Origin of the sequence: Mycobacterium colombiense (assembly GCF_003284975.1) — a bacterium.
GTDB classification, from domain to species: domain Bacteria; phylum Actinomycetota; class Actinomycetes; order Mycobacteriales; family Mycobacteriaceae; genus Mycobacterium; species Mycobacterium europaeum_A.
Genome location: NZ_QMEU01000005.1, coordinates 78,295 through 100,385 on the forward strand (window position 1 = coordinate 78,295; position 22,091 = coordinate 100,385).

At 63.9% G+C, this 22,091-nt stretch carries 19 protein-coding genes; 13 read left to right on the top strand and 6 right to left on the bottom strand.

Annotated elements, in window-relative coordinates; all coding sequences use genetic code 11:
* Positions 1 to 90: 90 nt before the first annotated feature.
* On the top strand, positions 91 to 1,128 hold the full coding sequence (locus DQP58_RS03600; RefSeq protein ID WP_112707130.1) for an NAD(P)H-dependent amine dehydrogenase family protein: 1,038 nt from the start codon (positions 91 to 93) through the stop codon (positions 1,126 to 1,128).
* A 39-nt stretch (positions 1,129 to 1,167) separates the two neighbouring features.
* Here DQP58_RS03600 and DQP58_RS03605 read toward each other — a convergent pair whose 3' ends face one another.
* Genes DQP58_RS03605 through DQP58_RS03615 form a run of 3 tightly spaced genes read right to left on the bottom strand, consistent with a single transcriptional unit; the run spans position 1,168 to position 4,445 of the window.
* The gene (locus DQP58_RS03605) at positions 1,168 to 2,109 is read right to left on the bottom strand and encodes an SDR family NAD(P)-dependent oxidoreductase (RefSeq protein ID WP_165827785.1); all 942 of its coding nucleotides are present in this window, start codon (positions 2,107 to 2,109) and stop codon (positions 1,168 to 1,170) included.
* A gap of 20 nt (positions 2,110 to 2,129) precedes the next feature.
* Positions 2,130 to 3,194, bottom strand: a complete 1,065-nt coding sequence (locus DQP58_RS03610) for an NAD(P)H-dependent amine dehydrogenase family protein (protein WP_165827786.1) — start codon at positions 3,192 to 3,194, stop codon at positions 2,130 to 2,132.
* Positions 3,195 to 3,206: 12 nt separating this feature from the next.
* Complete coding sequence (locus DQP58_RS03615; protein WP_112707133.1) at positions 3,207 to 4,445, bottom strand: cytochrome P450; 1,239 nt, start codon at positions 4,443 to 4,445, stop codon at positions 3,207 to 3,209.
* Positions 4,446 to 4,574: 129 nt separating this feature from the next.
* Here DQP58_RS03615 and DQP58_RS03620 point away from each other — a divergent pair, with 129 nt between their 5' ends.
* Positions 4,575 to 5,633 (top strand): dihydrodipicolinate synthase, encoded by a 1,059-nt coding sequence (locus DQP58_RS03620; protein ID WP_112707134.1) that lies wholly within the window; start codon positions 4,575 to 4,577, stop codon positions 5,631 to 5,633.
* Here DQP58_RS03620 and DQP58_RS03625 read toward each other — a convergent pair.
* Complete coding sequence (locus tag DQP58_RS03625; RefSeq protein ID WP_112707135.1) at positions 5,625 to 6,770, bottom strand: ABC transporter substrate-binding protein; 1,146 nt, start codon at positions 6,768 to 6,770, stop codon at positions 5,625 to 5,627. The two genes, DQP58_RS03620 and DQP58_RS03625, sit on opposite strands and share 9 nt — an antisense overlap.
* A gap of 138 nt (positions 6,771 to 6,908) precedes the next feature.
* Between DQP58_RS03625 and DQP58_RS03630 the strand changes: the two genes are divergently transcribed.
* The 8 genes from DQP58_RS03630 to DQP58_RS27545 all read left to right on the top strand — a co-directional run bounded on the left by DQP58_RS03630 (position 6,909) and on the right by DQP58_RS27545 (position 16,240).
* Positions 6,909 to 8,033 carry an NAD(P)H-dependent amine dehydrogenase family protein gene (locus tag DQP58_RS03630; protein WP_112707136.1) on the top strand — a complete coding sequence of 375 codons (1,125 nt, stop codon included), beginning with the start codon at positions 6,909 to 6,911 and terminating at the stop codon, positions 8,031 to 8,033.
* A gap of 54 nt (positions 8,034 to 8,087) precedes the next feature.
* Positions 8,088 to 8,720: a TetR/AcrR family transcriptional regulator gene (locus DQP58_RS03635; RefSeq protein WP_112707137.1), complete on the top strand. Its 633-nt coding sequence runs from the start codon at positions 8,088 to 8,090 to the stop codon at positions 8,718 to 8,720.
* 121 nt (positions 8,721 to 8,841) lie between these two features.
* On the top strand, positions 8,842 to 10,122 hold the full coding sequence (locus DQP58_RS03640) for an amidohydrolase family protein (protein WP_112707138.1): 1,281 nt from the start codon (positions 8,842 to 8,844) through the stop codon (positions 10,120 to 10,122).
* A gap of 16 nt (positions 10,123 to 10,138) precedes the next feature.
* Positions 10,139 to 10,909 (top strand): SDR family oxidoreductase, encoded by a 771-nt coding sequence (locus tag DQP58_RS03645; RefSeq protein ID WP_430915689.1) that lies wholly within the window; start codon positions 10,139 to 10,141, stop codon positions 10,907 to 10,909.
* Complete coding sequence (locus tag DQP58_RS03650) at positions 10,903 to 12,375, top strand: aldehyde dehydrogenase family protein (RefSeq protein ID WP_112707140.1); 1,473 nt, start codon at positions 10,903 to 10,905, stop codon at positions 12,373 to 12,375. The genes DQP58_RS03645 and DQP58_RS03650 overlap by 7 nt, the downstream gene beginning before the upstream one ends.
* A gap of 29 nt (positions 12,376 to 12,404) precedes the next feature.
* Positions 12,405 to 13,568 (top strand): NDMA-dependent alcohol dehydrogenase, encoded by a 1,164-nt coding sequence (locus DQP58_RS03655; protein WP_112707141.1) that lies wholly within the window; start codon positions 12,405 to 12,407, stop codon positions 13,566 to 13,568.
* Positions 13,569 to 13,598: 30 nt separating this feature from the next.
* Positions 13,599 to 15,014, top strand: coding sequence for a WS/DGAT/MGAT family O-acyltransferase (locus DQP58_RS03660; RefSeq protein ID WP_112707142.1), 1,416 nt, complete (start codon positions 13,599 to 13,601; stop codon positions 15,012 to 15,014).
* 20 nt (positions 15,015 to 15,034) lie between these two features.
* Positions 15,035 to 16,240, top strand: a complete 1,206-nt coding sequence (locus DQP58_RS27545) for an alpha/beta hydrolase (RefSeq protein WP_112707181.1) — start codon at positions 15,035 to 15,037, stop codon at positions 16,238 to 16,240.
* A 10-nt stretch (positions 16,241 to 16,250) separates the two neighbouring features.
* Here the strand turns inward: DQP58_RS27545 and DQP58_RS03670 are convergent, their stop codons facing one another.
* On the bottom strand, positions 16,251 to 17,321 hold the full coding sequence (locus DQP58_RS03670) for an NAD-dependent epimerase/dehydratase family protein (protein ID WP_112707182.1): 1,071 nt from the start codon (positions 17,319 to 17,321) through the stop codon (positions 16,251 to 16,253).
* Between the two features lie 518 nt (positions 17,322 to 17,839).
* Here DQP58_RS03670 and DQP58_RS03680 point away from each other — a divergent pair.
* The 3 genes from DQP58_RS03680 to DQP58_RS03695 all read left to right on the top strand — a co-directional run bounded on the left by DQP58_RS03680 (position 17,840) and on the right by DQP58_RS03695 (position 20,766).
* Positions 17,840 to 19,060, top strand: a complete 1,221-nt coding sequence (locus DQP58_RS03680; RefSeq protein ID WP_112707144.1) for a cytochrome P450 — start codon at positions 17,840 to 17,842, stop codon at positions 19,058 to 19,060.
* A 16-nt stretch (positions 19,061 to 19,076) separates the two neighbouring features.
* The gene (locus tag DQP58_RS03685) at positions 19,077 to 19,502 is read left to right on the top strand and encodes a nuclear transport factor 2 family protein (RefSeq protein ID WP_112707145.1); all 426 of its coding nucleotides are present in this window, start codon (positions 19,077 to 19,079) and stop codon (positions 19,500 to 19,502) included.
* 874 nt (positions 19,503 to 20,376) lie between these two features.
* Complete coding sequence (locus DQP58_RS03695; RefSeq protein ID WP_112707146.1) at positions 20,377 to 20,766, top strand: hypothetical protein; 390 nt, start codon at positions 20,377 to 20,379, stop codon at positions 20,764 to 20,766.
* A 125-nt stretch (positions 20,767 to 20,891) separates the two neighbouring features.
* On the opposite strand, the gene DQP58_RS03700 is transcribed toward DQP58_RS03695, so the two are convergent.
* Complete coding sequence (locus DQP58_RS03700) at positions 20,892 to 22,082, bottom strand: cytochrome P450 (RefSeq protein WP_112707147.1); 1,191 nt, start codon at positions 22,080 to 22,082, stop codon at positions 20,892 to 20,894.
* Positions 22,083 to 22,091 lie beyond the last annotated feature (9 nt).

Consider the following 22,091-nt stretch of genomic DNA (forward strand, 5'->3'; position numbering starts at 1 on the left):
CACCGGAACCTGGAGGTAGTTGAGAAATTGACCGCGAGTTCCCGGCCCCTTCGGGTCATTCAATGGGCGACCGGCGCCGTGGGCACAGAGATGGTCAAGACGATCCTCGACCACCGGACCGACCTCGAACTTGTCGGAGCGCGGGTGTACTCCGATTCAAAAGACGGCGTAGACGTGGGCACGCTGGTGGGCCGGAGCCCAGTCGGCGTCAGCGCAACCACCGACGTCGCGGAGATTCTCGCGATGGACGCCGACGTCGTCCTCTATGCGCCGTCGTTCACGAGCCTCGACGATGTGTGCGCACTCCTGGAGACGGGCAAGAATGTTGCGACGGTGTCATTCCTTTTCCACCCGCAGCGCATCGTCGACGCCGACCGTCGACGGCTGTTGGCCGCCTGCCACAAGGGCAACAGCACAATCCACGCCAGCGGCCTCAACCCGGGCAACCTGTCCGGTGTGTTGCCGCTCGCGCTATCCGGTATGAGCCGCTCCATCGATAGATTCACTCTGCAGGAGCGTGCCGACTGGTCGCTCTGGGAGAGCACCGAAATAACCTTCGACGGAATGTGGTTCGGACGGCCGATCGAGGACATCACCCCGACGGCCACCGAGTTCCTGACGTTCAACACCGCCCTGTTCACCCAGCAGACCTGGTTCATCGCCGACACCTTGAACGCTGCCATCGACGATGTCACAGTCACTGTTGACGCGGTGCCGGCCACCAAGGACTTCGAGATCTTCGACCACCAGGTCCGCGCCGGCACGACGGCGGGCCAGCGGTGGAACTTTGTGGGGAACCGTCGCGGCGAGCCGATCATCGAGTTCGAGACGCTGTGGACGGTCGGCGGCGAGTACCCGGAGCATTGGCCCACACCGGATGACGGCTGGACCCTCACGCTCGAAGGCGATCCGTCTATGCGCGTGCATTTCTTCTGCTTGGCCAGCTTCTCGCGGCCAGCGCCGGTCGCCGAACACGTGCGGGCCGGGCTCGTGGCCGTCGCGCTGCAGGTCGTCAACGCCGTACCCGCAATCTGTGCCGCACCAGCGGGTTTCGCCACCATGGCGGATTTGCCACTGATCCGCAGCCACACGGGTTTCGGGGACGGACCCATGATCATCACAGATTGACGTCAAGGGCGTTTCGCCGAGGGCCGCCGACCGGACCGGTCAGGGACTCGCCTGCGACTCGACAGGAGCCGCCGCGAAAGCACACTCCATTTCGTCAAAGATGCTGCCAGGCACGAATAACCCCGACGGATCGAGAATACGGTCGAGGTTGGCCGCCACGTCCTCGGCGTCGAAGGAACCGTCGGCGGCGAACCAGCCACGGGTTACACCGATCTGCAACGCGGCCACCCGGCCACGGAAAGCGCTCAGAACCCGGTGTGTCAGCGTGCAGCTCTCACTGGCCAGGTAGGCCACGACCGGTGCCACTTGATCGAGCCTCAGCGTCTCCAGGAAGGCCCGAGCGTCGGCCGTGCGGCCCGCCTCCCCCATCAGTGCCACGGCCATCCGCGTGTCGCCCATCGGCATGATGGCGTTGGCGTGTATGTCGTACGCCGCACCCTCGAGCGCCGCGACGTTCATCAACCCGAGCATTCCCGTCTTGGCCGTGGCGTATCCCGTCAACCCCGGCTGCCCGAAGACCCCCGCGGCGGAGGAAACGAACACCAGTCGGCCGTATCCGGCGTCCCGCATCACCGCGAAACCCGGTCGGATGACGTGAAAGGCTGCCAACACGTGGTGGCGCAGCAGCGCCTCGAAGCGTTCGGTCGGCCAGTCCGGCAGCGGGTCGTCGTGGATGATGCCAGCGTTGGCGACGATCGCGTCTAATCGTCCGAATTCGCGGACGGCCAGGTCGACCGCGTCCTGCCCCCCTTGTTCTGCGCTGGCGTCCGAGGCGCACGCCACCGCCTGTCCCCCCGCGGCGCAAATCGCGGCGGCGACGTCATTAGCCGGGCCCGGATCGCCTCCGCTTCCGTCGGTTTCGGCACCGTTGTCGTGGACCACCAGAGCGGCTCCGCGACGGGCAAATTCATGGCAATACGCCTCGCCGAGGCCGCGGGCACCGCCGGTCACCAGGACGACGCGATCGGCGAACGAGATCAATTTGGGCCTCCTGCGGACAGTTATGTCGTGGGGACCGCGCCGCGTTCGGTCCAGTGCGCGGCGAACGGGGTGATCGTCGAAAGATCGTAGAGCCCCGGCTCAGCCGCGATCACGGCCGGGATTGCGTTGATGGCGTGCATGGCCGTGGCCAGGCATCCTTGCTCGGCGTGATCCTCCTCGTGCGAGCCGATCACGAGATGAAAACTCATGTTGGGCTTGCCCTCGAAGGCCACCTGATAACCGATCTCCGTCGGCCACTGCGGCGCCACGTCGTCGGCCATCCTGGTGAGATGCTCTACCGCGAGTGTGGTTTCGCCGGACTCGACCAGCACGCCGAAGCGCATCGCCGCGACCGTGCCCGCGGGAATGTCCCCGGCAGCCACCGTTAGGGGCCTCGGTGTCGTCGCGACTTCCCGGAATCCCTCGACGGAGCGAATCTCGAGCCCGAGGGACTGCGCGAGTATCGTCGCGCTGCCGATCCACGCGCTCGCGGCGTAGTCGGTGTTGGTCAGCAACGGGGTGGTGTCATCGGGTGCATGCCCGAAGCCCATGGCGTTGAAAATCAAGTCGTGGCTGGCGTACGTCGAGTAGTTCAGCACCTCACGAACATTGACCCGGTCGGCGCGCTCGGTGAGCCGGGATAAGATCGGGACCAGCGACTCGCCGACGAAGCCCGGGTAGAGGCCCAGCCCGAGAAATGACGAACGGCCAGCACGACATGCATTTTCGATTGCGTCGGCCAGCGATTCGTGCAGCGAGCGGGGATGCACGAACCGGCTGCCGGTGGCCACCACGTTCTTGCCCGACGCCAAAAGATCGCAGACGTCGGCGAAGCAGCCGGGCGTATCGGTTTCCACCTTGCCCATGTAGAGCACCACATCGGCATCGGTAGCGATGACGGCGTCCCGATCGGCAGACGTCAGCACCCCTGCTTCCGCGAACCCGCACAGGGTGCCCGCGTCGAGGCCGGTTTTCGCCTGGTCGTACACGCGCACGGCGACCAGTTCCAGGTCCGACCGGCCCAACACGTGTCGCAGCGACATCATTCCGGTCACCCCGGTTGCCCATTGGATCACTCGAGTCATATCAGGCAAACCTCAATCCCATACCACGTCCAGCCGCGGCGGCGAACGAAACATCGTGCCGCTCACATAGGGCGGCGGGGCGTCGGGATCGAGCCGCAGGCCTGGAAGTTGGTCGAAGATCGCGTTGAAGAACTTGGTGCTCTCCAACCGCGCCAAGTGCATCCCCAGGCACAAGTGGGCACCGTGGCCGAACCCGATGTGCGGCTTGCGCTCGCGGAAGATGTTGAAGGACTCCGGGTCCGGCCAACGCGTCTCGTCATGATTGGCACTACCGAGGTTCACCATCATCGTCGATCCTTTCGGGATCTCGAGCCCGAAGAATTCGGTGTCGGCGCTGACCTCCCGGATGAAATTCAGCAGCGGCGTCTCCCACCGGATGCCCTCCTCGATCGCCTGTGGCAACAGGCTGCGGTCAGCGCGCACGGCGTCGAGTTGGTCGGTGTGGGTCAACAGGGCCAGCGCGAGGCTCGCTGTCGATCGCGACGTGGTCTCCGCCCCGGCGGGCAAGAGATTGCGCATGAACCCGTAGATCTGCTCGTCCGACATCTTGACGCCGTCGATGTCGGCCTGCGACAAAATGGTCACCATGTCGTCCTTCGGCGACTTGCGCCGGTCGGCCAGCACGCCGATGAAGTACTCCTTCATCTCCGCCGACGCCTTCAGCGCGGTTTCCATGTCCCCACGAAAGCCGAGCAGATCGATGGCCAGCCGGTGGAATTCGCCGATATCAGACTCCGGCAACCCGAGCAGTGCTGCAATGACCCGCACCGGGATCGGCATGAAGACTGCTGCGACCAAGTCCGCACGCTTGCGGTCGCGAATCTTCGCGATCGTGCGATCCACGAGCGGCCCGACGAGTTCGGCGTCCCAGCGTTTCATCGAGGACTTGGCGAACGCGAATTCGTGCAGGCGGCGATAGACCGCATGTTCGGGCTCCTGCATCTCCAGGATCGTCGGCCCCTGCAGCGGCCGCACCATATCCTCGTAGATGCGGGTGCTGAAAGTGATGTTGTCAGTGAACACGGCCTTGACGGCGTCGAACGAGTACGCCGTGAACGTCTGCTTGCCGTCGGGCCCGTCACGCGGAACGCCCATCTCCGGCCAGCCGGGGTGAACGGGCGCCTTTTGACGCAACTCCCGCAGCAGCGGGTACGGGGTCGCGTCGCCGTCGGCGCCCATCCCAGCGTTGAACTTCTCCTGCGCCTCGCGGATGCGCTGGTCGATGTCGTCTTTAACCGTCGGCTCCGCCACTCGCCACCTCATCAGCCCATCAACCTACATATTGTCGGTTGCAAAACTACATGATGTAGGTTGAATGAACCAGAAGCTTTGCCACATCGCGAAAGCGCAACCTGGAGCGTCCGATTGGTTATTCGAGTCGTGCAGTGGGCGACCGGCGCCGTGGGCCGGGCCGCCCTGCATGAGCTTATCGAGAATCCCCGTTATCAGCTGGTGGGAGTCCTGGTCTACGACCCGGCGAAAACAGGCCTCGACGCGGGCGCGCTTTGTGGTCTCCCGCCGACGACCGGCGTGATCGCCACGGCGGACAAGGACGAGATCGTCGCACTGGGCGCCGACGTCGTCGTGCACACGGCCAGCAAGGCACATGCCATCGAGACGAACGCCGAGGACATCTGCCGCCTGTTGGCTGCCGGGAGCACCGTCATCACGACCACGTCGTATAACCATTTGCCCAGCTACGGCGCGGAGACCGAATCGGCATTCATCGACGCCTGCCGGCAGGGCGGGTCGCGGTTCCACGCCGCGGGCGAGAACCCCGGATTCATGTTCGAGCGACTCGTCGCGACGGTGACGGGGCTGAGCAAGACGATCGATCGCATCGATCTCTATGAGGCGACCGACGTTTCGGCCGTGGACAGCCGCCCGATGCTGGTCGACCTCATGGGCATGGGCAGACCACCGGAAGACGTCAGTGTCGATTCCCCGATCATCAAAAAGCTCGACATGGCCTACCGCCAGGCGCTCAATGCCACGGCCGACGTCTTCGGGATCACCTTGTCGCACATCGACGTGGCGGTCGACGCCACCACACTGCCGCATGACATCGAGGTACTCGCCGGCACCATCGAGGCGGGAACGGTTGTCGGACAGCGATTCTCGTGGGTTGGCCACTGGTCGGGCCGGCCGCTGCTGGCCATTCACGAGGAATGGGTCCTCACCCGCGACCTCCCCCAGTGGGGCATGGCTCCGCTGGCGCCCGGCGAGAAGGCGCCCCTGATCCGCGCGGTCATCAAAGGTCAGCCGAGCTTCGAACTCCAGCTCGACGTGGGCTTCGATGGCTCGGCCCAACCCGGTCAGCACGCCATGCCGGGCCACCTGATGATCGCGATGGGCGCGGTTCGCGCGATTCCGTACGTGCTTGCCCAACCGCCCGGCATCGTGACCGCACCGGTATTCGGGGCCATCCAGCTAGCATGAGGCGCGCGCGACCGCGCGGGCAATGTGGTTGCTTGGCGCCGCATGGAAGACGTGCGCACTGCCGTCCGGCAGGACCCTGCGGGCGACCAGATAATCGGATCCCATCCAGCCCTGCCGGATGAACCGGCCGAACCGCAAGAATGTCCCGGGGGCGCCGCTCGCCGACGGGATCAGCTTGACCTGCTCGATCCCGTTCTTCACTCCCTCCCCGGTGAGCGGGCGCGCCGCCGCGAGGCCGCGCACGATCACGGTGGCCGCGTCGTGCGACAGCCCGGGCATGGAGTGTGTGGGCCGACGACCGTATCTGGCCTCGAAGCGGTCCAGGAAGGCCTGACCGACGGCGTTGCGCTCGTCGTAGCTGTCCAGACCGATCCAGCCGGACAGCTGCCGCCTCCACTCCGCGTTGATATGCGCCATCTCGAAGGCTGTCGTCGTGTACCGCGGGGGGTCCCAGTCCGCCGCCAGCAGCGCGTCCGTAAACCCCCAGAGGCCGTGCCCAAATCCCACGTGCACCAGAGCGTCGGGGGCGGCTGCGCGCAACGCAGCGACCGCCTCCGACTTATCGGCCTCCACCTGGGGAATCGCCACGGTGCCAACAATTTTCAGGCCCGCGGCATCGTAGGCACGCTCGGCGAACGCGAGGTACTCCTTGCCGATCAACGACGACTCGTAGGCGATGGCGATCCGCGAGCGGCCATCCCCGATCATCACCGCGGCGAGCATAACCGGCTCCTCCGGCATCGAGCCATTGTTCAGCGCGAAGCACCACTCGCCCAGCGCACCCTCCGACCCCGACAGGGTGACGATCGGAACGCGAGCGGTGGCCTCGACGTGGGAACGCAGCGGCACCACATTGTCCGATACCCACGGGCCGTAGATGACCAGACAGCCCTCGGCCACCAGCTCGTCGAAGGCCCTCTCCACCGCGGCGTAGGTACCGTTGGGCAAGCCGACCACGTTGCGCAGGCAGAGTTCGATCGGCCGATCGACCAGCCCGGACGAGACGGCTTCGTCCATCACCAGGCGCAGCGCGTCGAGGCTGTCGTTGTCGGTGTCCCCGGTAGTCGGATAGTCGTTCAGCAGGCCGACTTTCAGGGGAGCAACCGACCCGTATGCGCGAACCTCATCGTCTGGCATAGCGGCAACATACCGGATGAAGGTTGTCCGGGCCGATGCCATCCCTTTCCGCGAACCGGAAACGGTGGTTTCCGGAACCGGCATATCTGCCCTTTCGGGGGTGTAGCTTGCGAGGGGGGCCGCCCCGAAGGAGACGCAATGACGCTCGCATCACCGCTGGAATCCCGCGCGCCGGCTGTCGAGAAGAAGTATCGCGTGATCCAGTGGGGCATGGGCAATGTCGGGACGCTGGCGCTGCGCCACTTCGCCCACAACCCCCTCTACGAAGTCGTCGGAGTGCTCTGCAATCGTCCGGAAAAGGTCGGGAAAGACGCGGGTGAGCTCGTCGGGGTGGCACCGATCGGCGTGCTGGCAACCACCGACAAATCCGTCCTGGAGGCCCTCGACGCCGACTGCGTTTTCTATGCACCACTCTGGTCGGACGTCGACGAGATCTGCCGCCTGCTTCGCGGCGGAAAGAGCGTCGTCGCCTCGGGCGGAGCCTGGTGGCATCGGACCGAGACCAACAGTGCGGACATCGACAAGATCGAAGCGGCGTGCCAAGACGGCGGAACCTCGTTCCACGGAGGTGGCATCCACCCCGGCTACGCGGCGGATCTGCTCGTCCTGACGCTGGCCCGGATCGTCGGCAAGACCGACCACATCCACATCTACGAGGCGGTGAACTTCAACAAGGACACGTTGAAGTACTTGGACGAGATGGGCTTCGGAAAAACCCCGGCCGAGTTCGCGAAGGGCAATCTCTTCCAAGAGGCGTGGACGTTGTTCGCGCAGTCCCTGACCATGGTGGTCGAGGGATTGGGCAAAACGGTGGAGAAGTTCACCACAGATGTGGAGCTGGGCACGGCAACCCGTGACATCCCCTATGAGGGGACGCCGGACATGGACATGCCGGGCCTAAAGGGTGTGATCAAGGAAGGCACCGTCGCATCCCAACACCACCTTTGGACGGCGTGGGTGGACGGCAGGCCGTTCATCACGCTGCACGAGCTCTACTCGTTCATCGAGCACGACGCCATCGACCCGAAGCCTGACTGGGAGCCGTACTACCACTACCGCGTGGTGATCGAGGGCGATCCGGGAACCGAGTTGATCCTGCGGGGCAGCCAGGAAGCCCGAGAGAACGCGAAGCCCGGCCACATCGGCTACGCCTGGACGGCGATGGAACCGGTGAACTCTATCCCCGCCATCTGCGACGCCCCACCGGGCTTCAAGTCCCACGCCGACTTAGGCCTCATGACCGTCCGCGGGATCGTGCGCTGAGAGAGCACGGGCCGACGCTCAACATTCAAGCTGCAGGTTGCTACGATCGTCGGCATGGCGAAGCGTGGCGGGGCGGACGAGGATCGACGCGCCCGGGGCGAGCAGACCCGTCGCGACCTGATCGACGCGGGTCGCGAGCTGTTCGTTGAACACGGGTTCTTCAACACGAGCATCAGTGACATCGTGACGAGGTCGGGTGTCGGGACGCGCGGCGCCTTCTATCACCACTTCACGGACAAGGCCGAGCTGTTTCGAGCCGTATTCGAAGATGTCGAGAACGATCTGACGCTCAGGTCCATCGCCGCTCCCCCGCCGGGCGCGGACGCCTGGGAACGACTCACGCGCGGATTGCACGGATTTCTCGAAGCCGCACAGGAACCCGCGGTGCAGCGGGTGATACTCGTCGACGGACCGGTGGTACTGGGCTGGCAGACCCTGCGTGAAATCCAGGAGGGCAACAGCATCGCCCTGATCAACGAGGTGGTCCGCGAGGCGATTGCCGAGGGCATCATCGACGATCAACCCGTCGGGGAGCTGACGCACATGCTTGTCGCCGCGCTCGAGGAGGCCTCGCTTCTGGTCGCGCATGCCGCAAACCCCAGCAGGGCGCGCCGGCGGGCCGCCAAGATCCTCGACCGTCTCCTGCTCTCTTTTGCCGTCGACCCTCAAAAAGTTCTGCGGCGGTGATCGGTGCGGCCACTGCTTTCGGACCCCTCGCCGCCGTATCGGAAATAGTTATTTCCATAAATCGAAATAGTCCCTTCGCTCTACTGATAACCTCGTTTCCAACCTCTGCCCAAGGAGACCCATGCAGCCCGAAGACATGATCCTGGTGAGCGTCGACGACCACCTGGTCGAGCCCCCGAACCTGTTCGAGGGCAGGGTCGCGAACAAGTACGCCGACGAGGCGCCGCGGGTGATCCGGCAAGCCGACGGCTCGGAGGTCTGGACCTTCAACGGCGCGATCATTCCCAACATCGGCCTCAACGCGGTGGCGGGGCGCCCGCGCGAGGAGTACGGCATCGAGCCCACCGCCTTCGACGAGATGCGACCCGGGTGCTACGACATCCACGAGCGAGTCAAGGACATGGACGCGGGCGGCGTGCTCGGGTCGATGTGCTTCCCGTCCTTCCCCGGCTTCGCCGGCCGGCTGTTCGCGACCCACCCCGACAAGGACCTCGCGCTCGCCGTCACCCAGGCATACAACGACTGGCACATCGACGACTGGTGCGGCTCCTATCCGGGACGCTTCCTGCCGATGGGACTACCCGTGCTCTGGGATCCGGAGTTGTGCGCCCAAGAGATCCGTCGTAACGCCGATAAAGGCTGCCACTCCGTCACTTTCACCGAAAACCCCGCCACGCTCGGATTCCCGAGCTTCCACGACGAGTACTGGGACCCGATGTGGCGGGCACTGTCGGACACCAACACGGTGCTCTCGGTCCACTTGGGATCCTCGGGCAAGATCACGATGACCGCCGACAACGCCCCGATCGACGTCATGATCACGCTGCAGCCGATGAATGTGTGCTCGGCGGCCGCCGACCTGCTCTGGTCGCGCGTCATCAAACAATTTCCCGACGTCCGGTTCGCGCTCTCGGAGGGCGGCACCGGCTGGATACCTTATTTCGTCGACCGGCTCGACCGCACCTACGAAATGCATCATTTATGGACGGGACAGGACTTCGGCGGCCGGCTGCCCAGTGAGGTCTTCCGGGAGCGCTTCCTGACCTGTTTCATCGCGGACCCGATCGGTGTCAAGCTGCGCCACGACGTCGGTATCGACAACATCGCCTGGGAGTGCGACTATCCGCACTCCGATTCGTCGTGGCCCACGGCCGCCGAGGAACTCGCGCTCGTCATGGCCGGACTGCCAGATGACGAGGTCAACAAGATCACCTACGAGAATGCCTGCCGGTGGTATTCGTTTGACCCGTTCGAGCACCGAACCCGCCAGCAGTGCACGGTGGGCGCCCTGCGCGCCACAGCCGGTGACCACGACGTCGAGATCCGCAGCTTCGACCACGGCCGGTTCGAACGGGCCGCGGGTGCGACGCTTGGCTCCGTCAGCGCGAAACTCGATGTCTGACAACGGAGATCAACCGATGCGGGTCGCAATCGTCGGCGCCTCCGCCGGTCTCGGCCGATGCATCGGCACGGGGCTGGCCAGGCGGGGTGCTCAGGTCGCGCTGCTGGCGCGTCGATACGACAGGCTGGTCGAGGCGGCTAAGGATGCCGGCAACGGCGCGGTGGCCGTCGCCTGTGACGTCACCGTCACCGGTAGCTGCCAAAAGGCGATGTCCGAGGTTGTCGGTGCGCTCGGCGGCCTCGACGCCCTGGTGTACACGACCGGCATGGGTGTGCTGGCGCCACTGCGCGAGGTGACCGCCGAACAATGGGCCCAGTTGTTCGCCACCAACGTCACCGGAGCATCCTTAGTGACCGCGGCCGCCGCGCCGCACCTGGCCGCTTCGGCAGGTTCGGCCGTTTACCTGTCCTCGTTGAGTGCCTCCTACACGACCCCCTGGCCGCTGCTCGGCGCCTACGCGGTGACCAAGGGCGCTTTGGACAAACTCGTCGAGGCCTGGCGCATCGAGCATCCGGAAATCGGCTTCACCCGTCTCGCCGTCGGCGACAGCCTCGGTGGCAGCGGTGACGCCCAGACCGAGTTCAACAAGAGCTGGGATCCCGACGCTTTGGAGACGGCCATCCGGTTCTGGATGGAGAATAAGTACATGCTTGGCGGGCTCGTCGACGCCGAGCATCTGACCGAAGTCGTCAATTCCGTGATCCGTTGCGGTAACAGCAGTTTCATCCCCTACCTGACGCTGGCCCCGCGCACTTCCGACGCAGTGAAGGAACTCCGCAAATGGTGAACCACGAATCGCGGATGCTCGTCGACGGCAAGCTCGTCGAGTCCGAGACCGGACGGCAGTTCGACAACATCAACCCGGCTACCGAAGAGATCCTTGGTGCCACCAGCGATGGGACCCGCGCGGACATGGAGCGCGCGATCGCCGCCGCGCGGCACGCGTTCGACAACACCGAGTGGTCCCGCGATGGTGAAGCGCGCGCCGAGGGCCTGCGGCAACTGCAGGCGGCCCTGGAAGCCGAACGCGAGGACCTGCGCGCCGAGCTCATCGCCGAAGTGGGGTGTCCCCTGCTATCGACCTACGGTCCCCAACTTGACGTGCCCCTCAAAGAGGCTCTCTCCTGGCCTGCCGATATGATCGGCGAATTCGCCTGGACGCGTTCGCTTCCCGATAAGGACGCATTCGGGATGGGGAGCCTGACCACCCGGGAGGTCTGGAAAGAGCCAATCGGCGTTGTCGGTGTCATCACTCCCTGGAACTTCCCGTTTGAGATCATCCTCAACAAGATCGGGCCGATCTTGGCGATGGGCAACACATGCGTGCTCAAACCCGCCCCGGACACGCCATGGAACGCCACCAGGATCGGCCGCATCATCGCCGAGCACACCGACATCCCGCCCGGCGTCATCAACATCGTCCCGTCGTCCGAGCACCTTGTCGGAGAGGTCATTTCGAAGTCGCCGCTGGTTGACATGGTGGCATTCACCGGGTCAACGGCCACCGGCAGGCGCATCATGGCCGCCGCCGCCGAAACCGTCAAACCCACCTTCCTCGAGCTCGGCGGCAAGTCGGTGTACCTGGTCCTAGACGAGGACGGTGACATCGGCGGTGCGGTGGGCGGGAGCGCGTTCATCTGCATGCACGCCGGGCAGGGCTGCGCGATGCCGACGCGCCTACTGGTGCCCAATTCGCGCTACGACGAAGCGGTTGAGATCGTCAAAGCCGCAATGGAAAAGAACAAATACGGCGACCCTAGCGATCCGTCGGTCCTGCAGGGACCCCTGGTTTCCAAGAAGCAGCACGAACGGGTCCTCGGCTACATCGAGAAGGGCAAGCAGGAAGGCGCCCGACTGGTCACCGGTGGCGGAGTGCCCAAGCACCTACCGAAGGGTTACTTCGTGGAGCCAACCGTGTTCGCGAATGTCGACAACAAGATGACGATCGCGCAGGAGGAGATCTTCGGGCCCGTGCTTTCAGTCATCGGATTCGACGGAGACGACGACGCCGTGCGGATTGCCAACGAATCGATCTATGGCCTGTCGGGTGTGGTGTTCGCCAATGACCTGGATCGCGCCAAAGCCGTGGCACGCCGGATCAGAACCGGCACGCTCGGCATCAACGGCGGACTGTGGTACGGCGCGGACGCGCCTTTCGGCGGCTACAAGCAGTCGGGCGTGGGCCGGCAATGCGGCATCGAGGGACTCGAGATCTTCACCGAGACAAAAACTGTCGGCTGGCCGGCCTCCTGACCGGAATCAGTCCCAACGGAAGAGACGCAATGAAATCCAAAGCAGCGGTGTTGCGCGGTGTCGGTGAGGACTGGGAAGTCACCGACGTAGAGCTCGACCCACCGCACGCGGGCGAAGTGCTGGTCAAAATGGCCTATGCGGGAATCTGTCACTCCGATGAGCACTTCTACACCGGCGACAGTGTGCCGACCGCGGACATGGAAGAGATGATGCGGGCGTCCGGCCTTCCGGTGCCGGAATGGTTTCCCATGCTCGGCGGCCACGAGGGTTCCGGGATCGTCGAGGCGGTCGGCCCCGGGGTGAAGACGCTGAAGCCCGGTGACCACGTGGCTATTTCGTTCCTGCCCGCCTGCGGCAACTGCCGATGGTGTGCCAGCGGCTACACCTACCTGTGCGACGTGGGCGCCGACATCTACAGCAAGGCGATGACCACCGACGGCACCCGCCGGCGCCACCTCGGCGACGAGGACCTGATGGCCATGATGCAGGTCGGTACCTTCTCCGAGTACGTGGTGGCCTCCGAGCGCTCACTGGTCAAAGTCCACGACTGGATTCCGCTGGAGGCCGCCTCGCTGGTGTCCTGCGGTGTGACGACCGGATTCGGGTCGGGTTCGGTGGCAGCGGGTACCCAAGCCGGCGATACCGTCGTCGTGGTCGGCGTCGGCGGGATAGGCATGAACGCCGTGCAGGGCGCGAAAGTCGCCGGCGCCAAACACATCGTCGCGGTCGACCCCAACGCGTTCAAGCGCGAGGTAGCGCCGACGTTCGGGGCCACCCATACCGCCGTCGACATCGGCGCCGCGTTGGACTTGGTCAAGGAGATCACCTGGGGCGTGATGGCCGACCGGGTTGTGCTCACCCCCGGGGTCGTGCCGGCGGACATGATCTTGACCGCGATGATGTTGTTGCGCAAGGGCGGAACCTGTGTGCTGACAGGAATGCCGAAGATCACCGACCTAATGGTGCCAATCGTCCTCACCGACATGGTCAGTTCATGCAAGACGTTCAAAGGCGTGCTCTACGGCGAGCTGAACCCGCGAGAGGCCATGCCGAAACTACTGGCGATGTACGAGGCGGGTCTGATCAAGCTCGACGAGCTGGTCACCCAGAAGTACAAGCTCGACGACATCAACGAGGCCATGAAAGACCTTCGCGCCGGCAAGAATATCCGGGGCGTCATCGCCTTCGAGTAGTCGAGATACCGACGGGGCTCAGGAGAAATCGTGATTCGACTCAGCGGGTGGGACGCGTCTTTTCTGTACTCGGAAACCCCGACGGTACATATGCATACTCTGAAGGTCGCGATCATCGATCTGGCAGATGGAGGACAGCACTACGGCATCGAGGACTTCCGCCGCGTGGTCGCTCATCGATTGTGCAAGCTGGACCCATTCCGCTTTCAACTCATCGACATTCCCTTCAAGTTCCACCATCCGATGTGGCGAGAAAACGTCGAGATAGATCTGGACTACCACGTCCGAGCGGTTCAGGTGGCACGTCCGGGCGGGCGCCGGCAGGTCGACGAGGCGGTCGGCAAAATTGCCAGCACGCCATTGGACCGCAGCAGGCCGCTATGGGAGCTTTATCTGCTCGAAGGGCTTGCCGACAACAGGGTGGCTGTAGTCGGAAAGATTCACCACGCTCTCGCCGACGGCGTCGCATCTGCAAATCTTTTGGCCAAAGGTATGGATCCACGCTTCGGCGCCGGCGACGAGCGCGACGACTACCCGACCGAACCGCTGCCGTCACGCGGCGCTCTCGTCGGCTCGGCGCTGCGCGACCACCTGCGGCAGTTAAGCCGCCTGCCCTCGGCGATCCGATACACAGCTGATGGACTGCAGCGCGTTCGGGCAAGCAAGCGGCGATTGTCAAAGGAACTGGCATGGCCGTTCACGCCACCTGAGTCTTTCATCAACCACAAGGTCGACGCGATAAGGCGTTTCGCGACTGCATCGCTGCCATTGCGTGAGGTCAAGGAAACCGCTTCTGAGGTCGGCGTAACCATCAATGATCTGGTTCTGGCCATTTCCGCAGGCGGGCTGCGCACTATGCGGCTGCGCTACGACGGTGCCGCGGATGACCCGTTACTGGCATCGGTGCCGGTGAGCTTCGATGTGTCGCCAGATCGTCTCTTCGGAAATCGGTTCAGCGGCATGCTCGTTCCGCTTGCCAGTGACGTCGCCGATCCTCTCGAGCGCGTGCGGGCCGCCCGTGCTGCCGCGAGCATGGCGAAGGAGAATCACCGACTGCTGGGTCCCGAACTGGTCTGCCGGTGGTCCGAATACCTTCCACCCGCCCCGGCCGCTGCAATTTTCGAGTATCTTGGGCGCCGCGACACGCGGAACAAGATCTTCAGCCTGCCCATCTCCAACGTCATGGGTCCACGTGAGCGTGGCCATATGAACAACAGGGTCGTCTCCGAGATTTACTCGGTGGGGCCACTGACGGTGGGCAGCGGGCTAAACATCACGGTGTGGAGCTATGTCGACCAGCTCAGCATCTCGGTGCTGTCCGACGGGCAGACCCGCGGAAGCCCACACGAACTGGCGGAGGCAATAGTCGACGACTTCGTGGCGGTGCGCCGGGCCGCCGGCCTGTCGCCCGCCTTATCCACACCCGAGGGAGTGAGGGTGCCGTGACGGGCAAGGCGGGGCCGACGATCAGGCGTTCCTCGGGTCGAGTCCCGAGCAAACCGACTTGCCGCCTCGCCAAATGGCTACTGCTTTCGGCACCAACTGCCTACCTGACGGCGGTCAGCAAGACGGTGGCGCACGTGCCCGTCGTCGGAACGCAACTCCAGCCGATTGCGGACGCGGCAGCGATGTGCGCGTGGATTTATCGCCAAGTTCCAGGATTTTTCGAAACGGCAACGCGTTCGAAGCGCGGTGACGCAGAGCCCAGACGACAGCATTATTCTCACCGCGCGACCGTCGAAGCGTGCGAAAGGTCATTCAGCGGCTTGGTAAGTGTCGACCCAGCCGAGTGGCCCCCTCCGCTGCGTAGGCCACCGGTGTTGGACCGCTCTGAACTGCGCCGCCGATACGTATATAGGGCTGACGTCCCTTACGGCCATGATCCGGCCCAAGTGCTCGACGTCTGGCGTGCCAGCGCTGCACCGTTATCACCGGCGCCCATCCTGATCTATGTGCCTGGCGGCGCTTGGGTGCACGCCAGCCGACGATATCAGGGGCATACGTTGCTGGCTCATCTCGCTGAACGTGGCTGGCTGTGCCTGGCCATTGACTATCGCGTCGCACCGCGACACCGTTGGCCGCGCCACATCATGGACGTCAAGGCCGCGATCGCGTGGACTCGCGCGAACGCGGCGAGCTTGGGCGGAGATCCAACCTTCGTCGCAATCGCCGGAGCTTCAGCGGGCGGTCATCTCGCGACGCTGGCGGCAGTCAGCCCAGGTGATGCCGTATTCGACAGCGAACTCGCCAAAACCGGCACTGCTGTCGACGTCGCGGTGTCCCTGTACGGGCGTTATGACTGGGAAGATCGTTCGACGCCCGAGCGCGCCCGTTTCATGGGATTTCTGGAGCATTTGATCGTGCGGCAGACGCAGCGTTCGGCGCCCGAGGTGTTCCGCCGCGCTTCCCCGATCGCGCGGATAGGAGAAGATGCTCCGCCAATGCTCATCGTGCACGGCAGCGGGGACTCCGTCATTCCTGTTGGGCAAGCTCGCGATTTTGTCGAGCAATTGCGTCTGAGATCGCCGTCGTTCGTGGGCTACCTCGAAATGCCCGGCGCCCAGCACGCTTTCGATCTCATCGATGGCGCACGCACCGGGGTTGCCTGCTCGGCGATCGGGCGGTTTCTGGACGCGATGTACCGCGAGCACTGCAGATCGCTGGTCGGGTAAGACGGGGTTGTTACCCACACTTATTATCGGGTGCGCATTCTGGCCACCGGGCGCGGGCAATGCGCCACGGCGTCGCGAATTGGCCTGGTGCCCTGTAGTAAGGCGAACGACGAGCGATCATGGGCCGTAGGAACGGCACGGAAGCCCGCAGCGGATACCGCAACCATTTTGTCCGCGCGTGAATTTCATCGAGCATTTGAGGCCACGAATGGTGTTGGTACTGCAGCGCTTCTTGAGCGGGTGCCGTGTCCATCCAGTCGCAGACGAACCATTCGTCGTCGTCGTCGGGGTCGCCAACGCGTCCGCGGGGATAGACACCGCTGAGTCCGACAGCCGCTACCAATGCCGGCCCGACATCCCCCTGCCGTTGGCGATGCGATTCGTCACCGCCAATAAGCAGCGTGCGGCCCACGACGTCCGCCGAAGTCGCGGCGGCGAACGCGGTTGCGACATCGCGAACGTCGACCGTAGTGATGCGGCCATCGACGGGAAAACTCCATTCCATGAACAATTGGTCCGATCCAACCGTCATCGCGCGAAGTTGCGTGGAGATGATGGCGCCGAGACGGAGGATGACGTACGGAAGCGATGAACTGCTTACCGCCGTCTCTGCTTCGATCTTGTGTTGGCCGTAACAGTCCGAGGCGCGAAGCGGGGTCGAAGCAGAAAGAAGTTCTTCACCACGATGCGGATTACGTGATCCGTAGACAGCCACGCTCGACGCCTGTACGAAGCGGGGCGGATCCCGAAGCTGCTCGGCGGCTCGGATTAGAGACGTTACCGCATCCACGTTGACCGCCCTGGCGACGCGGGCGTTGCGATAGCACGCCGGCGGGATCACCGCCGCGAGATGCACGATCGCCTTGGGCCTCACATCCTTCACGAGCCGATCCACGGCCGCAGCGTCGGTAAGATCGGCGTAGCGCACGTCGGCTTCACCCCGCAACCGCCGAGCGCTCCTGCGGTTCTTCCGGGTGTCGAGGTCGGTCGCGATCACATTTGCACCGCGAGTTGCCAACTCGTTCAACGTATATCGCCCCACGAGTCCTAAAGCTCCCGTGACAAGCACGCTCTCCGGCATAGTCACGACCGTCTGTGATGAGTCTGCAACACGCTCTGACGATAGCCTCTATTCTCGAAAACTAACAATTGGCGTTCTCTATGAAACATGACGGCTGGCACGGGTGCCGCGGGACCTCGTTTCGTCGGCGGCCGGGTAACCCCCCTCCGCTGGCGGCCCGCGCCACCGTTGGCGGAAATATGTATTCTTGTTTCTAAGAACCAGTGATACCGTCTTCGCATATTGCAAGAGCTCATCGCGTGGCCTTCACCTGGGAGCCGATGCAGGCCGTCGTCTGGTCTTGGTACCGGCTGATGTCCGACATCGGCGCCTTCTGGCATGAGCCAAGCAGCGATAAGGGGTACTCCAATGGCAGGCAGGACCGCAGTGGCGGGCTGCAGTGCACCCGCTCGTCGTCAGGGATCGGCCCGGGTTGCAGCTGCCCGCACTACTGCAGCGAGTAGACCAGCCAGCTTTCGACCGCATCGGGTTTCGACGCTGCCGGCTGCGACAAGCGCACCGAACGGAGTCGCGACATCATGACCGCGAATAGAGAACCGTCCGTCGTCGAGTTCTTCGATGCGGAGAACATTCAGAACCCGTATCCGATGTACGAGCGGATGCGCAGGAAGGGGGGAGTCCACCAGATCGGAGACTCCGATTTCTACGCGGTGTGCGGATGGGAGGCGGTCAATGACGTCATTGCACGACCGGAGGTGTTCTCGTCCAACCTGACTGCGACGATGACCTATGCCCCCGAGACCGGCGTTTCGTCGTTCAAGATGGATGATCTCGGGGGTCCTGCTCAGGTGCTCGCCACGGCCGACGATCCGTTGCACGCGGCGCACCGGAAGCTCCTCGTACCACAGTTGGCCGCCAAGCGGATTCGCGCGGCAGAAGACTTCGTTGCGGACACCACCGAGCAACTGTTGAAGCGTGGGCTTCGCGGCGGTCACATCGAGTGGATGAGTGCGGTGGCAAACCGGTTACCCATGATGGTGGTAGCCCGGCTCATCGGGCTACCCGACGATGACGTGGACATGCTGATCACCGGCGGATATGCGACCACTCAACTTCTGGACGGCCTCGTCGATACCGAGCAATTAACTGCAGCCGGCATGGCTGGGTTCGAACTCAGCGTGTACGTCGACAAACATTTCACCCTCGCGGCAGAGAACCCAGTCGACAACTTGCTTGGTGACCTCGCAACCGCACGCGCTTCGGGGGCGGTGGACGACACCACGGCCAGGGTCATCATGCTCACGCTGTTCAGCGCCGGCGGCGAATCCACTGCCTCACTGCTGGGCAGCGCCATGTGGCTGCTGGCGACAAGACCGGAGATTCAACGTCAAGTCCGCGACGATCCGAGTCTGCTCAGCGCGTTTATCGAAGAGTCGCTGCGATTCGAGCCGCCATTTCGCGGTCACTACCGGCACGTGCTCTCCGACACCGTGCTCGACGGTGTCGCACTCACGGCTGGTACGCGCTTGCTGCTCCTGTGGGGTGCAGTAAATCGGGACCCTGCGCAGTTCGACAGACCTGACGAATTCCTCCTTGACCGACCAAAGGGCAAAGGACACATGACCTTCGGTAAGGGCATCCACTTCTGTGTCGGTGCCGCGCTGGCACGCATGGAGGCCACGATTGTGCTGGGCAAGCTGCTCGACAGCACATCATGGATCGAACCTATCGAGGTGGGACGCTGGCTTCCCAGCATCCTCGTGCGCCGGCTGGACCGACTTGAAGTGGCCTTCATCTGACTTGAAAGAAGTAAGCATGCGTATAGATCTGCAGACCTGCTTCGAGTTGGAACAGGCTAAATCCCGGTACTGCCGCATGATGGACATTAAGGACTGGGCCGGCGTGGCAGACCTGTTCGCGGAGGACCTTGTGTTCGATCTAGGCGGCGGCTATGACGCGGCACCGATAATCGGTCGAGACGCAGCTCTACAGGCAGTGCAGTCATCGATCGTCGACGCGGTCACCGTTCACCAGGTGCATAGTCCGGAGTTCGATATCAATGGAGACGAGGCGCGCGTGGTGTGGGCGGCCCAACAGCGGGTGAAATGGAACAACGGCGCAGGTTTGACGACCTTTGGTCATTACCACGAACGGTGGGTCCGCCGCGACGGGAGATGGCAGATCGCCGAACTGCGGCTCACGCACCTCCTCATTGATCTCGATTCATCACAGGAGTCGTAGATGAGCAGCGCCATTGGTGCGCCGCTGCCACGAAGTCGATCTCGCGGACCTGGGTCCGGTGAACACGAGTCGAGGCGAGACATCGGCGGCGCAAGGGCGCTGTGGCGCTGTAACGCTAGGTGCTGCCCTTCGCGTTAGACGCGATCATCGCGACCTAGACAAATCGAGCCCGGATGGATGCGCAGCGCCTCCTCGACAGCTCCGATTCCGCCTTCACTCATACCATTCCGATGGGCCCTGGATAGGTCGAAACATCTTTGATATCAACGCGTTTCAAGCCCACGTCGGCGACGGCGGCCAGGCAGGCGTCCACGGTCAGTGACCGCGGATCCACCATCAACCGGCGCCCGGTTGCAGACCGGCCGATGCCCGAAATGACGGATCGGTGCTCGAACCGCTCGGAAGTATAACCGACCACGCCGCCCGGCCCGAAACCACCTCTGGCTCGCCTGATGTCGCACGGCACGACGGACCGATCGGCACGGCGGGCGCACGTAAGTATGGCACTCGGTGCAGCGCTGGATACGCAGCTGGCCGTCCCGCCCGGACGTCCAGAACCATTGATTCCACGGTGTGAGCTGCGGCAGTGGCCTCATCGCGTGACGTTGCCCAGTCGCCGACGCGCAACGCCCCCTTTTTCGGCGCCGGGGCGATACTGTCGAAGCTCAGATGGCGAACGGCCTCAGCTGTAGGAGTATGTGTATTCTCGAAATTAAACAATAGGCATTGTCATGATGGTCTCACATTCGGCGAGGGGGCGTTCTCCCGCACGCATCCCGGCGGCGGCCGAATGTGCTTTCCATCGCGTCCGCATGGAGCTAATCCCATTAACCGCGACACCGGATCGCACCGCTTGACGAAAGGGAACGACGAAATGAGCATGCCGGACATGCAAGCCCAAGGGCCTTTTCGAATGGATCCATCCGTCGCCGTGTGGTCACTCGTGCGTGAGTTGATTGAACAGCAACGCTCACTCGTCCAACTGGAGCAAACACTTGCCGCTGTCAAAGCCGAGCACGCCAATGACATTGACGGAGTCGTCAGCCTCACTTACGACCTCAAAAATCTGTGCGATCTCGTCGGCCTGAGACGGCTTTGGTACTCGAAAGGCCTACCGAGCATGCTCGCAAAGCTTGCAGTTGTCCTCGAGGCACACGAAACGTTTGGCGGTCAGGCGTTTTCCATCGACGACCCTGTCGACGCTGAGCTATGGAGAGGCAAGTACTTTGTCGCCGTGGATGATATGACAGCCGCCATGCCTTGAATCGCGCCACCGATGAGCGGATGTCGACCAACTCGACGTGCTGCTTCTTCGACCGCGAAATCACCCGGCGCACTAGCTGAGACGTTGGTTCGTCCGTGGTTCGTCCGATGTGGTGGTCGCCGGGTTCAGGTTGCGATCAGCCGCACCGGCAGGTGGTCGTGGCGATGGATGATGTTGTTGATCGCCCAGGTGGGCTCGGCGGCGACCTCGATGCGCTCGACGGTCGCGGTGAGGGCCTTGAGCATCGCGGTGGTCTCGAGCCGGGCGAGGGCTTGGCCGGCGCAGGCGTGCGTGCCGTTGCCGAACCCGACGTGGCGCCCGGCATCGTTGCGGATGTCGAAGACGTCGGGAGCATCCCACTCGCGCTCATCACGGTTGGCTGATGCGTAAATGACCAGCAGCCGGGCGCCAGCAGCAATGGGTACGCCCTCGATCTCTGTGTTGTGCAGGGCCTTTCGGGTGAAGGCGCGCAGCGGGGATTCGTAGCGCACGACTTCGTTGACGGCGTTGGGGATCAAGGAAGGATCGCTTTTGAGCAGTTTCCACTGGTCGGGGTGTCGGGCGAACAGGTAGATCGCATTCGAGATGGCGCTGATGGTGGTGTCCAGGGATGGGGCGATGTAATCGATCATCAGCGGCGGCACTTCTTCGACGGCGAGGTTGCCCTCGTCGACAGCAGTCAGGAGTTCATGGGCCATGCTGCCGGGTAGCACGTTGCGGTCGCGGACGATGCGCCGGGCAAAGCGCAGCATTTGCAGGCTGCGCGGGACGGCCCTGAGCGCCTGCAGATTCACCGGTCCGAGGACGTCGAATGTGGCTGCGCCCCAGTCGAGTAAGCGGCTTCGTTGATCGCGGGGCCACCCCACTAGATCGGGGACAACAGCCAGCGGTAGGGCCGTGGCGAGGTCGGCGACCGCGTCCACCTCTTTCCGGCGCACGGCGTGCTCGACGATGGAGTGGGCTTGGGCGTCGACGTCGTCGCCGAGCGCGCGCAGGGCGCGAGGCATCATGCGGTGCGCGAGGAGTTTGCGGCGCCGGTCATGGTCGGCGCCGTCGCTGTTGAGGGTGGTGCCGCGCGACAGTCGGTTGGTCAGCGGGTTGGCTGCGACGCCGTGTCCGGATAGGAACTGGCCGTCGTTGCGCAGGGTGGCCTTGCATGCGGCGTAGCGCGGCAGGGCGTAGAGGCGGTGACGCGCCAGCCATACGACGGGCCCGAGTTCACGTAAGGCGCGGTAGTGCGGATGAGGATCGAGAATCGCTGAGCGGGTGTAGATGTCGGGCCGGTACACCGGAACGGCAGAGGGACGACGAAACACGGGGATGAT